This is a genomic window from Brevibacterium aurantiacum, from assembly GCF_003932995.1.
Taxonomy (GTDB): Bacteria; Actinomycetota; Actinomycetes; order Actinomycetales; family Brevibacteriaceae; genus Brevibacterium; species Brevibacterium aurantiacum.
Genome location: NZ_CP025333.1, coordinates 579,037 through 592,253, shown reverse-complemented (window position 1 = coordinate 592,253; position 13,217 = coordinate 579,037). Strand labels below are relative to the sequence as shown.

Annotated in this window: 10 protein-coding genes, 3 pseudogenes and 1 other annotated feature; of the genes and pseudogenes, 7 read left to right on the top strand and 6 right to left on the bottom strand. The window is 58.2% G+C overall.

The window, feature by feature from the left end; translation table 11 throughout:
• Positions 1-1,205 precede the first annotated feature (1,205 nt).
• Genes CXR25_RS02665 through CXR25_RS02645 form a run of 5 tightly spaced genes read right to left on the bottom strand, consistent with a single transcriptional unit; the run spans position 1,206 to position 5,612 of the window.
• Positions 1,206-2,402 carry an ABC transporter permease gene (locus CXR25_RS02665; protein WP_069599443.1) on the bottom strand — a complete coding sequence of 399 codons (1,197 nt, stop codon included), beginning with the start codon at positions 2,400-2,402 and terminating at the stop codon, positions 1,206-1,208.
• A complete protein-coding gene (locus CXR25_RS19285) occupies positions 2,395-3,069 on the bottom strand; it encodes an ABC transporter ATP-binding protein (RefSeq protein ID WP_081448687.1) in 675 nt (224 codons plus the stop codon). Before CXR25_RS19285 ends, CXR25_RS02665 begins: the two co-directional genes overlap by 8 nt.
• Positions 3,070-3,080: 11 nt before the next feature.
• Positions 3,081-4,256, bottom strand: a complete 1,176-nt coding sequence (locus tag CXR25_RS02655; protein WP_069601261.1) for an efflux RND transporter periplasmic adaptor subunit — start codon at positions 4,254-4,256, stop codon at positions 3,081-3,083.
• A gap of 43 nt (positions 4,257-4,299) precedes the next feature.
• Complete coding sequence (locus tag CXR25_RS02650) at positions 4,300-5,157, bottom strand: hypothetical protein (RefSeq protein WP_125187709.1); 858 nt, start codon at positions 5,155-5,157, stop codon at positions 4,300-4,302.
• Positions 5,154-5,612, bottom strand: a complete 459-nt coding sequence (locus CXR25_RS02645; protein WP_096147176.1) for a peptidase inhibitor family I36 protein — start codon at positions 5,610-5,612, stop codon at positions 5,154-5,156. Before CXR25_RS02645 ends, CXR25_RS02650 begins: the two co-directional genes overlap by 4 nt.
• Positions 5,613-5,766: 154 nt before the next feature.
• Here CXR25_RS02645 and CXR25_RS02640 point away from each other — a divergent pair.
• The 7 genes and pseudogenes from CXR25_RS02640 to CXR25_RS02605 form a co-directional block, all read left to right on the top strand.
• Positions 5,767-6,276: pseudogene (locus tag CXR25_RS02640) on the top strand (IS256-like element ISBli2 family transposase); the annotation flags it as partial.
• A gap of 56 nt (positions 6,277-6,332) precedes the next feature.
• A protein-coding gene (locus CXR25_RS02630; RefSeq protein ID WP_420836561.1) for an IS3 family transposase occupies positions 6,333-7,567 on the top strand; the annotation gives its coding sequence in 2 pieces (ribosomal slippage) (positions 6,333-6,618 and positions 6,618-7,567; 1,236 coding nt in all).
• Positions 6,611-6,739 (top strand) — a sequence feature (AL1L pseudoknot). It overlaps the preceding gene by 129 nt.
• A 53-nt stretch (positions 7,568-7,620) precedes the next feature.
• Positions 7,621-8,004: pseudogene (locus tag CXR25_RS02625) on the top strand (transposase); the annotation flags it as partial.
• A gap of 160 nt (positions 8,005-8,164) precedes the next feature.
• Positions 8,165-9,730, top strand: a complete 1,566-nt coding sequence (gene istA / locus CXR25_RS02620; protein WP_069599442.1) for an IS21 family transposase — start codon at positions 8,165-8,167, stop codon at positions 9,728-9,730.
• Entirely contained in the window at positions 9,727-10,473 is a 747-nt protein-coding gene (locus CXR25_RS02615) for an ATP-binding protein (protein WP_009885417.1), read from the top strand. Before istA ends, CXR25_RS02615 begins: the two co-directional genes overlap by 4 nt.
• Before the next feature lie 116 nt (positions 10,474-10,589).
• A pseudogene (locus CXR25_RS02610) lies at positions 10,590-10,970 on the top strand (transposase); the annotation flags it as partial.
• A gap of 146 nt (positions 10,971-11,116) precedes the next feature.
• Positions 11,117-12,514 (top strand): IS1380-like element ISBli5 family transposase, encoded by a 1,398-nt coding sequence (locus CXR25_RS02605; RefSeq protein ID WP_009884204.1) that lies wholly within the window; start codon positions 11,117-11,119, stop codon positions 12,512-12,514.
• Positions 12,515-12,702: 188 nt separating this feature from the next.
• Here CXR25_RS02605 and CXR25_RS19280 read toward each other — a convergent pair whose 3' ends face one another.
• Positions 12,703-13,023, bottom strand: coding sequence for an Abi family protein (locus CXR25_RS19280; RefSeq protein WP_373270387.1), 321 nt, complete (start codon positions 13,021-13,023; stop codon positions 12,703-12,705).
• Between the last annotated feature and the right edge of the window lie 194 nt (positions 13,024-13,217).

The window sequence follows — 13,217 nt, the reverse complement described above, 5'->3', positions numbered from 1 at the left end:
CCAGGAAACGCCACTTTCACTGGGAGCGATGAACACGACTATCACATCCACTCGGCGGCACTGGCCTCGCGGGCCAACTTCGTCCTCACCGCCGACTCACCCAAGGGCATCAGTGGGAGCCCCGACCTTGAGCCCTACGAGATCATCTCACCTGATAACTTTTTCCTACTCGTAGCGGACTCCAACCCTGCCTGCATTCCTCCGATCATCAATGCGCAGATCGCCTACTGGAAGAAGTCTGAGGAACGGGTGCAACTCGATGATTACTTAGAAAAATCAGGTTGCCCAAATTTTGCCAAACTTATTCGGCTGGAACTTGAGAAAATAGGCCGAGGCGAGCTCTGACCCCTACCTCACGTTCTCAGGCAGACAAGCCGTTTCTTGTATGCCCAGCGGGTACACGGCTTAGACCCGAAACGTTCGTACAGTGCTAGGCATGGTCAAAACAGTAAGGGACAGTGGGGCTCTAGACAACGAATCAGCAGTCCGCGCAAAACTGAATTTGGTCGAGAAAAGCCTAGTTCTACTTAGCCGCAGTTCCCGACGCATCCACGCTCAAAATAGGGGCGTCGGGACCATAGCCGGCGATTAGCGCGGCGATGCGTTCTCGGTCATAGCTGTTGACTCAGTCCCGGATCTATGAGTTCGTAGCGTGCTCTTCTGGGTCTTCAGACGACGGAGGTGGAGGTGTGCTGGTTGCCTGAGCGGGTGTGCCTGGCGCGATCGGCAACGTTCTCTGCATTGGTGTCGTCTCTAAGGCGCGAGATCTTCTCGTCGACGTCGGCGTGGACGCACAACGGGAAGTCGCACTTGCGAAGGATATGCCTCTGGAGGTTCGTTTCCGGTGATGAGTAGGTAAGCGTATCGGCGGGGTGTAACCCTTTTTGACGGCCGCAGGCGATGGTTCAGTAGCGGCCGTATCCGTCGTTGCTGATGGTGCCTGTCCAGAATCAGCAATCGCCGGGTTTGTTGCCTTTGGCGACGTGTGACCAGAAGCAAGGTGCGTCGGCCACCATAGGATCGGCGGCTCTGCGAAGATGAGGATATCTCGCACCTGTGGGCGAAGCTTGGGCTATGCCTACAAGAGGGCACAGCCGCGTAAGATCCCCCGAGGCTCCCCCGCACCTTTCGGCGAAATTGGGAGCTCGACCGCAAGCACCGGGGGAAGGTACGTGTTTCCCACCTGCGGGAACTGTATCGCCCCTTTAATCGCTGCGGACTGCGTCGGCTGGGCGAATGGTTGCAGTTTTCAATGACGGGTAAATTGAGGCGATGATTCCAGTCAAAGTGCCAGCTATAGGGCCCGCGACGAGGAACCAGAACGGCACAAGAGGATTCCACCCAAGAGCCACGGTTATCCCGATCGCGAAGATGACACCGAATCCCACGCCGCATAGGCCACCTATCGAGCCCAGCAACCCGCCCTCTACAAGGAACTTCACCACGACTTGTTCACGAGAGAAGCCTATCGCGCGCCTCAGGCCGATTTCCGATGTTCTGGCCATAACTGATGACAGTGTTGCGTTGGCAACGATCAAGAGAGTGAGGATCCAAAGAACGATTCCCACGCCCATGAGAAGCCCGTCGACGTCTGTAGCAACTCCCTTACGCAGGTCCCCAAGGGATTCAGCGCCGGACGCAGCGATCTTCGATGCCTGACCTGGAGCTGCAAGGTCTGGAACAAGTGCCGCAACCGAGCTCGAGAATCCCAAATCCGTTCTCACGAGGAGTTCGCTGTGATCGTCGTAGTCCCGAAACTCCTCAGCGACTTGTGGCGGGATAAGTATCGACTGGGCGAGTTTTGGGTCTCGTTCGCTGGAGACGATTCCGATTGCGGTGAACGTTTGGATACCAAACCTGAAGGTCTGATCGTAGCTATGCGCGCCGATTCCGAGCTGCTTGGCGACGGATGCACCGACTAGTGCAATGTTATCGTCAGGTGCCTTGCTCCAGGTCTTTGCAATCGAGGCGGGAATCAGATCGACATCATTGGCTCCGAAGTAGCTTTCGTCCACACCGAGCACGCGCACGTCCTCAACTTCTGGCCCGCCCGGTAAACGAGAAATCGTTCGTTCTCCGGGGCTGATAGGCAGGTATCGTGTTGCGGAGTTGACATGAGAGATAGTTGACACAGCCTCCGCGGATCCTTCGGTAAGTAGGTCCAGACTTGAGGCGGTCGCGCCCGTATCATCCGATGCGGAGCTGTCGTGAACTTGGTAAACACGAACTTCATCTAAGGCTGTAGCCGCGAGCTGCTCATCAATTTGGTTTGCTGCCGTGACTGCGACGACTCGTGACGCAATGAGGCCGGCGATTGATAAGGTGACAACGACAACGATAATGAGGCTTTTCACGCGTCTCGCGTTTGCGTCTCTGACAACATCAAGAAGCAGGTCACGCATGCGTGCTCCGCTGTTGGAGAGATCCGTGTCTTAACTCGTACGAGCGATCGCACTGTTCTGCGAGCCGGTGATCGTGGGTGATTATGACGACGGCAACGCCACGATCTCGTTCAGCGTTGAGCATGTCGATGATGCGCTGCGAATTATCGGGGTCAAGGTTTCCAGTGGGTTCATCAGCCAGAATGATATCTGGGCCCCGCACTATCGCCCTCGCAATAGCCAGTCGTTGACGTTCACCACCGGAGAGAACTCGAGCCGGTTGGTGCAAGCGATGAGAAAGCCCGACCTTCTCGATAGCATCTTCAACAAGCTGGAGGCGATCGTGCCGAGGAGTTCGCGAAGCCCACAACGCTAGCTCAACATTGTCCGAACATGTTCGTACTGGCAGGACGTGTGAGTCCTGAAAAACGAACCCCAGGTGATCAGCGCGGAGCCGGTCAATTGTTCGAGGTGAAGCTTCTTCTGTGCTCACTCCCATCACTGAGGCAACACCAGATGTCGGTCGGTCGAGAAGGCCAATTATGTTCAGAGCCGTTGACTTGCCTGACCCGCTGGGGCCGACAATTGAGACAGTTGCGCCTGGATACACGGTGAGATTGAAACCGGTCAACACCTGAGTAGGTGGATGACCGGCATAGGACTTCGAAATGTCAGTGAACACGGCCATGGGTTCACTCATCAGGGGCCGACGACAATCTTGTCTCCTACGGTGATGCAGTCAGAGGATACTTCTATCCACCCAGATGCCTCTTCTCCAGTGCTGACACGGCACTTCTCGTCGGCTCCCGGCAATAGTACGTAGTTTCCTTCAGGGTCCTCTCGCAACCCGACTAGTGGAATAGCGGTGCTTTTATCGCTATCGTCGCCCGCTAGCGTGATGCTTACGGCTGCAGCGTCTTGAAGTTCGTCGGGGAAGTCGTCTTCAGATTCGAATGTTACATCGTAGCCGGGAGGGATCTTGTCGTCTTCTCCGCTGGCCTCTTTGAAGTCCGATATTTCTTTAACTGTGAATATCTCCTGGCTGACCGTGCTGTCGGTCGTGCTCACGGTGACTTCTGTCCCTGTTTCGAATTTCTCGGCTTGAGACAGATCGACGCGGGCTTTGACCGTGCTCTCACCTGAGCGAACGGTCCCGAGCACGGGTTCTTCAGAATCGATGATCGAGCCTCTTTTGACGATCTTCTCGATATTCGGGCTCCCCGATGGTAGAAAATAAAAGTCGGAGAGTCTGAACTGCACTCCCGCCTTCGCTTTTGCGGAGTCGAGCTGCTCACGAAGCGTTTGGCGTTCTTCGTCGTCAACCTCAGAATCTGACTTCGCCTCGTCGTACGCAGCCTGTGCTTCCTTGACTTCGTCCTGTCCGGATGACGGAGCTTTAAGGTCGTAGCCGGAATACAGTTGGGCGATGCCATCGCGAGTGGACTGGGTAAAGTTCTCAGACCGGGCGGAGGCCTTGCCAAGATTGCTGAGCAGTGAGTTCAGCTCGCGAACATCGTCGCCAGAGTCTCCTAGGTCGAGATTTCGATAGAGTGGAAACTCTGTGCTCACGGCAAAAATTGGGCGCCCAGAGACGATCGCGATCAGTTGGCCTGAGTTGAGCACGTCGCCCTTCGACACCTCGACACGAGTCACCACCTGCTCGCCTTCGCTAGCTTGAAGTGTGATGTCGCTCGTCTTGCCGCGCCTGACATTGCCGCCGATTGTTGTGTCGCTGGTCAGCGCCCTTTCTTCGACTTTGGCGAGTCCTGTAACAGTTTGCTCGTCTGTGTCTTTCAAATCATCAAGCGGAGCGCGGAGAAAATAGCCGAGCATGAAGCCGACGATAGCGAGGACACATCCGACAACGGAGGCCAATCCCAGTGGTGTACTCAACCACCCAAGTGGTCGTGATTTGCCATTAGCCTTCATAGCTCTTGATGACTTGCCTTGCGTCCTCTAGTACTGGAACAGCTCGTGATCGGAACTCCTGATATTCCGAAGCGTGCTTCGTGACATATTGCTTTTGCTCTTCCCAGAGATTGGCAGCCCACGCATCAACAAATTTGGTTGACTCCTTGCAATCGACGTCTTTGAGGGCCGTCTTGATCGCTTCCTCTTCATCCATCGTGGAGACCCCAGACGGGATGAATCCTTCTCCGTCTATCTTGATTCCATTAGAGTCCATGCAGCCAACCCAAGTTTGCCGAATTTCTTCCCGTGCCTCGTCATTAACGACAGTGTTATCGACCAAGGTGGGCTGGATTTCGTTCGCGAACTCGTTCTCAACTTCGGAGAACTGCTTCACGGAAGGATCACTGGTCGCACAGTCCCGGAGAATAGCTATGTCATCTTCGGAGAGTTGCTCACTAGTGACATTGTCTTTGGCTTCTGTATCGGGGAGGGAGTCGTAACCATATTTCGCCGCTAGAGTAGGTGACCAGACGCCGATGTCGGTGTAAGCTTTCTCCGAAATTTCGTTGCGACGATCGTAGGGAGAGTACTCGATCCCTTGTTTATCCGCGCACTTTGAAGACGCAATGCTGTTGGCGTACCCGATTGTCGTCTCTTCGTCCCATGTGAGTGTCAGTTGTCGGCCCGGAGTTTCTATCGATCCGTCTTCGTAGTCGATAGTCGAGGTCATACCCTCCAAGCTGTCGGTCTGTTCGTCGTCTGCGTTATCGCAACCAGCAACACCCGCTGTCAGAAACGCGACGGCCAAAAGGGCAACCGCCCGGCGCACAGCCGAGCGGTTGCGGTTTGAACTAAGTGTCTTCACGAGCACCTTACCCATTTGTGACTACTGATTTTATCCTGGAAGTTTTTCGAGCTAGCGCCTGATGTCTCGCTGTAGCCGCCTCCGTTTTTCAAGTAGGGGTCCGACGTGATTCCGCCACTCGCTGGCCGATTGAACCGAATGCCGGCACCCTTGTGGCTGGTGTTCTGGTAAAAGACTACAGCACACCGACTGCCACGGTTGGCGACTGAATTGGCCTTGTCGTTGGGGTTCCCACTCGCATTGTTCCAGCTGATCGTCTTGTAGTTCTTGACAGTAGCTGATGCTTTCATGTAAGAGCCACCGTATGTGTTGTTGTTCCACACGCAAGCAGTCCCACTGGAGCAGCTGCCAAGCGCCGCATGTGAGGGCGTCGCGGCGGTCAGCGTCATTGCCGCTACTGCGAAGAGGAATGCAGCCAAAGCTGCTGCGGGTTTGATAAAGGGGATGGACTTCATTTGACTTCCCGACTGTTTCGCCAGGCCACTTGACTGGGGTGAGTCCCATAGAGTGGTGGCATTCCCACCAGGGACTTCACCCCCAAAAATGTGAAGAACCATCGTGGGATCCCGCTAGTAGTTCCGCCAAGAACCTCACGAAAGGCATCCCACGATGGCTGACCCCAATTCTGCCGTGTCGACCCTGATCAACCAAGTCCTGACCGACCCTGACCTCGCCCACTCCGACGTGTTTAGGCAAATGCTCCAAGCTGGCCTCCAGGACCTCATCGAAGCCGAAGCCACCGCCACGATCGGTGCCGCCCGCTACGAACGCAGCGAAGACCGTTCAACACGCCGTAACGGGTCGCGGAAGAAGACCCTGGCAACTCCCTCGGGAGAAGTCGACCTGGCGATCCCGAAGCTACGGAAAGGCTCGTTCTTCCCGTCCCTGCTCAATCCCCGTCGGCGGGTCGATAAGGCCCTCTACGCCGTCATCTGCCAGGCCTGGATCGACGGAGTCTCGACGAGGAAGGTCGATGACCTTGTGCGTGCTTTGGGCAACGAGTCCGGGATCTCTCGGTCGACGGTGTCGCGGATCTGTGCCGACATCGACGAGGCAGTGGCCGAGTTCCTGGCCCGTCGACTCGATCACACGTGGTTTCCCTACCTCTTCGTCGACGCCATGATTCGCCCCGGGAATAATGGAGACAGTGAAGCCACGGAAAGGACTTCCCTGTCATGCCCCAAAAGAAGTACCCCCTCGAGCTACGCGAACGAGCAGTCCGCATGGTCCTCGACGCCCTCGAAGCTGACCCTGGTGCCCGCCGCGGCGTCTTCCGCCGGATCGGCGACCAACTCGGTGTGAACCCAGAAACACTGCGGTCCTGGGTCAACCAGGACCAGGTCGATGCCGGCGACCGCCCCGGCACTACCACTGCTGAAGCCCAGCGAATCAAGGACCTCGAGAAGGAGAATCGGGAACTGCGCCGGGCCAACCAAATCCTGAAGTCGGCCTCGGCTTTTTTCGCGGCGGAGCTCGACCGCCCCTCGAAGTAGTCTGCTCGTATATCGACGAGCACAAGGACGAACTCGGAGTCGAGCCGATCTGTGCCACGCTGCGTGCTGCCGGCGTGAAGATCGCTCCGAGTACCTACTATGCCCGCAAACATCGACCAGCCTCGGCTCGACAGAAACGTGACGAGGTATTGAAAGAAGAGATCAGCACTGTGCACGGGAAGAATTACGATGCGTTCGGAGCCAGGAAGATGCATATCGTGCTCAACCGCGAACCTGACTCGCATGGTCGCGGGCATGTGGCCCGTTGCACGATCGAGCGCCTGAAGAAAGACCTCGATCTACACGGGATCAAGAGGGCCAAGGCACCGAACACTACGAGGTCAGCACCGCGGGAGAACTGCCCGGCCGATCTCGTCGATCGGCACTTCGAAGCCTTCGCTCCTGACCGGCTGTGGGTGGCCGATATCACCTATGTGCACACGTTCACAGGGTGGGTCTACGTCGCGTTCGTCACCGACGTGTTCAATCGCGAGATCGTCGGCTGGCAGGTCTCGAGGTCGTTGCATACCGAGTTGGCTCTTGACGCTTTGCAGATGGGGATCTATCAGCGTCGACGTGCCGGTGGCGACCTGTCTGGGCTGGTGCATCACTCGGACCGCGGAGTCCAGTATCGCGCAATCCGCTATGGCGAGGCCCTGGCTGAGCAAGACGCAGTCGCGTCTGTCGGGTCGAGAGGTGATTCATACGATAACGCCCTCGCTGAGGCACTGAACTCACTTTATAAGGCCGAGCTGATCCGGAACAAGGGCCCCTGGAAAGGTATTGATGATGTCGAGATCGCCACGGCTGAGTGGGTGCACTGGTTCAACACGTACCGGCCACACGGAGCGCTCGGTGGGGCGACTCCCGCCGCGTTCCGAGCCGACAATTTCAGTACGCTGCCACGGGTTGCCTAGCTCGTGCACCAGCTGATGAATTCCAAGTAGAAAACTCTCCATCAAACACGGGGCTCGACGCCACCTATGTCGATGTCCGCCACCGGGGTCGTGTCGTGTCTCAGGCCGTGGCTGTGGTCACGGGTGTCTCATCACAGGGCAGGCGGGAGATCCTGACCATGAGTGTCGGAGATGCCGAGTCCACGGACTTCTGGACACAGGTCCTGCGTGGGCTGCGTGAGCGGGGGTTGAAGGTGAGCACCGAGACTGATCCCGAAGGGGTCGCGCTGGTGATCTCTGATGCTCATTCGGGGATCAAGGCCGCGGTCAAAGCGATCCTGCCCGGTGCTGGGTGGCAGCGGTGTCGAGTCCACTTCGCTCGTAACGTCACTCAGCGCCTTGGCAGTGCGCACTCGAAGCCGGTCAACGCGTTGATCTCAACGATCTTCGCCCAGACTGAATATTCGCTTCGGTGGGATCCACCAATCGCGTGTGCGGGAGCCACTTTGTTGATCCCTGGATAGTGCGCGCGGGGACCACCAGTGGTGTGCTTGGGGGCCACCGCGCTTAGGCTCCTTCCACCGCGTGTATACGGCACGCGGTGGAAGGAGACCATTCATGGTACGCAAAATCAGAGCCAAGTTGGTGCTGCAGCTACGCGCAGACGGGCTGTCGGCACGAGCGATCGCGGCGTCACAGGGCATGTCGCGGAAGTCCGTGGCCGCGGTCATCGAGGCCGCCGATGCGGCCAGGCTACGTTGGGACGACGTCAAGGCCGGCACGGATGACGAGGTCTACGAGCTGGTCTTCCCAGGGCGCGGTCAGCATCACAGCGTGTTCGCTCAGCCGGATTGGGAGCAGGTCCACAAAGAGCTCGCTCGTGTCGGGGTCACGTTGAAGCTATTGCACAGCGAGTACGCCGATGACTGCGCGGCTGCGAGAGCGCCGGCAATGGGCTACGACCGTTTCTGCCGGACCTATCAGCGTCATGTCCTCGTCACCGGAGCCGCGTCCAGGGTCGGACACAAGGCGGGGCAGACGATCGAGGTTGACTGGTCCGGGCCTACGATGCAGCTGCATGATCCGGCCACTGGCAGGACGAGGATGGTGTACTTGTTCGTCGGCTGCCTGCCCTTTAGCCGGTACGCGTTCGTCGAGCCTGCCTTGGATATGAAGCAGGACACCTGGCTGCGGGCTCATGTGGCAATGTTCGAAGCCTTTGGCGGGTCGAGCCCACGGATCGTGCCAGATAACCTCAAGACCGGGGTACTCAAGCATCCCCGGGAGGGCGAGATCGTCCTCAACGATGCGTATCGGGAGATGGCGGCCCATTATCGTGCGGCGGTGTTGCCGGGCAGGACCAGGGCACCGAAAGACAAAGCCAGCGTGGAGAACACCGTGTCGCACGTCGCGACCTGGATCATCGCCGGACTACGACAGGCTCGGTTCCAGACCCTGCCGGAACTTCGGGCAGCGATCATCGAGAGAGTGGCCGGCTACAACGCTGAACCGTTCCAGAAGCGGCCCGGCTCCCGAGCCAGTGTGTTCGCCGCGCATGAGCAGTCGTTGCTGACACCTCTGCCGCAGGTGCCCTACGAGATCAGCCATTGGGTCTATGGACGGCGGGTTGCCCGCAACGGGCATGTGAGCTGGCAACGCAATCACTACTCGGTCCCGTTCGCGCATATCGGCACGAAAGTCGATCTGCGCATCACTGACCGGGTACTCGAGGCCTACCGGGGCACCGAGCGGCTGAGCAGCCACCTGCTGCTGGCTGAGGGCGCGGCCAATGAGTATCGGACCAACGATGCTGACCTGCCCACCGGTGAAAGATATCAGCCCTGGGATGGGCCAAGGGTGAGGGAGTGGGCCGAGCGAATCGGGCCTTCGGCCCTCGTGGTCGTCAACAGGATCTTCGAGTCCGTACCGATCGACGTGCAGGGACTCGATGCTGCGCTGGCGGTGCTGCGGCTGTCGCGACGTTTCTCGGCAGAGCGGGTGGAGGCCGCCTGCAGGATCGGCCTGGCTGGCCCGATCCGTTCCCCACGCTATGCCCACCTGCAGCCGATCCTTGCCACTGGACAGGACAGGGCCGAACTGTTGCGGCCACCAAGAGAACAACGCGTCGAGCATGGCGGCTATGTCCGCGGTGCGTCCTACTACGCAGAAGGGGACGCGAAATGAGTCAGATCGATACCGAGACCAAGCGCAAGTTGCGTGAGATGGGCGCGGGCCCGTTGTTAGAAGCCTGGGAGGGCGAAGACGAGGGCCTGGTGTTGGGAATGAGCTTCGAGGACAGGCTGCGGCTGGTCGTCGATGAAGCTCACTCGGCGTTCAATCATGACAAGGTCGAGGGCCTGATCCGGCGGGCCGGACTGCGTTACCCCGGAGCAGATCTGCGCCGCGTGGATCGAGTGGAGGAACGTGGATTGGATCGCCATGTCCTTGCCCAGCTGGGCACGTGTTCGTTTATCGAGCGTCAGCAGAACGTGGTATTCCAGGGCTTCACCGGTTCTGGGAAGTCCTACCTGGGGTGCGCGTTGGCGAAGCAGGCCTGTCAGCATCGGATCCGAGCGCACTACATTCGCATGCCTGATCTTGAAGAGGCGTGGGCGATTGCGAAGGACAAGCCGCAGGGGACGACGAAGTTCCTCCGCAAGTACGCTGCCTTCACGTTGCTGGTCATCGATGAATGGCTGCTCGATCATCCGGATGAGTCGATGCGCGGAATGCTGCTGGAATTGCTCGAGCGTCGTTATGACAGCACGTCGACGGTGTTCTGTACTCAGTATGCCAAGAAGGACTGGCACCAACGACTCGGATCCGGGGTTCACGCTGATGCGATCATGGATCGCATCGTGCACAACACCATCTGGGTTGATACCGGCACTCACAATATGCGAGAACAAGCGATGCTGAACCAGTAAGAAGATAGTCGGTGGGGGCCTGTGGCCCCCACCGACACCACTCCTGGCCCCCACGGTCAATATCGATGGTCCCGGGAGGCAATATCGAGTGGCCTTCACAACTTCAAATACTCACCGCCGTCATTGCCCAGTACAAGCAAGTCGCTGAGAGTCTGCGGGCGTCGTTTCCCGACATCGCCGACATGCTCGAGTCCGCCGAGGTCGATTTGACGGCGTTCGTGTCCATGCCCAGGCAGCATTGGCAGAAGATCTGGTCGAATAACCCGATCGAGCGGTTGAACAGGGAGATCAAACGCCGTGCTGATGTCGTTCAGATCTTTCCGAACCGGGAGTCGGTGACTCGGTTGATCGGGGCCGTGTTGCAGGAACAGCACGAGGAATGGCAGTACGGTGAGAGACGCTATTTGTCGGAGATCTCGATGCGCAAACTCGTGACGGTGTTGCATGGGCAGACCGAGGTCGACCCGGTCGGGGTGGTGATGCCGCTGACCGCGTGATTCGTAGCCCGACCCCGCTGCTTAACCTCGGGGTTTCATGATTAGGCGCGGCCAGATGCTGGACTGACAAGAAGAAAGTGCTCCTGACCAGGGATAATGATGTTTGCGACGACATCAATATTCTCTGGAAAAGGAGCACTCTCAGAGTGAAGCCTACCCGCACCTATCCCCGCCTGCACATCGATACCGCACCCAGCAACGCCCTCGGCCACGCCGGCGGGCTCCTGCTCACCGAAACCGTGCACACCAGCGGACTCGACCACCATCTGAAAACGGCGCTGGCACCGTGGAAGAAGCCCTTCGCCGTTCATGATCCAGCCAAGGTCCTTCTCGATCTCGCGATCACTCTCGCTCTTGGTGGTGACGCCCTGTCGGACTCCACAGCACTCCGCGACGAACCCGACCTTTACGGGCCGGTGGCATCGAATCCGACGATCACCAGGATCATCCAAACCCTTGCCAGCGACGTCGACCGGTCCCTGGCAGCGATCAACCAAGCCCGGGCAGCAGCCCGGACCCGGGTGTGGGAACTGGCTGGCAAACACGCCCCGAACCACGACGCCGATGCTCAGGATCCGTTGATCATCGACATCGATGCTTCTTTGATCACTGCCCACAGTGAGAAGGAGAACGCGAAACCCACCTATAAGAAAGGGTTTGGATTTCATCCCCTGCTCGCCTTCATCGACCACGGGGACTGTGGCACTGGTGAACCTGTGGCCCAGTTGCTGCGTCCTGGAAACGCGGGATCGAACACGGCTGCCGATCACATCAGCCTGGTCAAACTCGTCCTCGATCAGTTGCCCGATCGCAACCCTCGTCCGGGCAAGAGTGTCCTCATTCGCACCGACACTGCCGGTGGCACCCATGACTTCCTCGAGTTCCTCACGAGACGGCGTCTGTCGTACTCGGTGGGCTGGATGCTTCCAGGCAACACTCCCGAGCTGTATCGCCAACTCACGCAACTCAGTGCCTGGGAGTCAGCCTATGACACCAACGGTGAACCCCGCGACGGTGCTGATGTGGCCGAACTGACCGGGGTCCTCGACCTGGCCGGCTGGCCGGAAGGGATGCGGATCATTGTCCGCCGGGAGCGTCCTCATCCGGGTGCCCAGTTGCGCTTTGATGATGTCGACGGATACCGGGTCACCGCGTTCGCGACGAACACGAAGGGCGCTCAGTTAGCGGATCTGGAAGTCCGTCACCGGTCAAGAGCCAGGTGTGAGGATCGGATTCGCATCGCCAAGGACTCCGGGTTACGCAACTTCCCGCTGAAGGGATTCGATCAGAACCAGATCTGGTTAGCTGTCATCGCTTTGGCGGGAGAGATCGAGGCATGGAAGTCGTTGTTGGCGTTCCCGGACCATGAGATCCGCCGGTGGGAACCGAAGAAGCTGCGCATGCACGTCTACGCAGTCCCGGCGACAATCGCGAGAACAGCACGCCGGGCCGTGGTTCATATGAAAGAAACTGCCCGCTGGGCTGGAACCATCGTTGCTGGTCTCGACCGGTTGCGGAGTCTGCCGGGGCCAGCCCCAGGATAGAGCTTGGGTGTCCGTGTTCGTTCGAGTTGGGGAAAGGGCTGGGGTTGGATCCCCGCAGGGCCGTGGCGAAACACGGTGGTCGTGTCATGCCCGAATGGCAGAATCAGTGTCAGTACGCGGCAACGGAGCCGGAATCATAGGCAACCAGCTACCCATGAAAAATCGAGGTTAATACCAAGTTAAAGGAACTACCGAAGAACACCACGAAAAGGGACTTGACCTCCAACCTGCATACGCACAGCTATTTCAATGCGTTCGACCCCCTCCAAAACGAGTAAGCGCAATTTTCTGTCGAAATCGATGATTTCTTGCACATACTCAATTGAGCTCCCTGGGCGATAAGTCTCGAGGACGCGAACACGCGATCGACCGTCCTCATCTCGGTATCTTTCGGCATCGCGAAAGGGGTACAGATACCCAGTGAGTCGGTAGTACCCCGTGGAAGCTAGCAAGGCAAGGGCCTGATCTCGCGGATGTACGTCAACTCCTCGATCAGCGAGGTGGTCCACTTGCTGATCGATAGTGAGCCACGGTTTTTCGTAATCAGCCACTCTGCCTCCAAGAGTGAAGAAAATCGGCTCGCCCGCCCCTCAAGGGGACGAACGAACCGATCATGATGTTGTCGATTTTACTCTGAATTGTTGGCCACGTCGAGCATCAGTACTGGACTGAATCAGAAGCTAGAGAACTCATGGATATTGCG

Bases quoted from the DNA above. Each gene is read 5' to 3' on its own strand.
- CXR25_RS02665 (WP_069599443.1), bottom strand. From the start codon at position 2,402: ATGCGTGACCTGCTTCTTGATGTTGTCAGAGACGCAAACGCGAGACGC.
- CXR25_RS19285 (WP_081448687.1), bottom strand. From the start codon at position 3,069: ATGGCCGTGTTCACTGACATTTCGAAGTCCTATGCCGGTCATCCACCT.
- CXR25_RS02645 (WP_096147176.1), bottom strand. From the start codon at position 5,612: ATGAAGTCCATCCCCTTTATCAAACCCGCAGCAGCTTTGGCTGCATTC.
- istA (WP_069599442.1), top strand. From the start codon at position 8,165: ATGGTACGCAAAATCAGAGCCAAGTTGGTGCTGCAGCTACGCGCAGAC.
- CXR25_RS02615 (WP_009885417.1), top strand. From the start codon at position 9,727: ATGAGTCAGATCGATACCGAGACCAAGCGCAAGTTGCGTGAGATGGGC.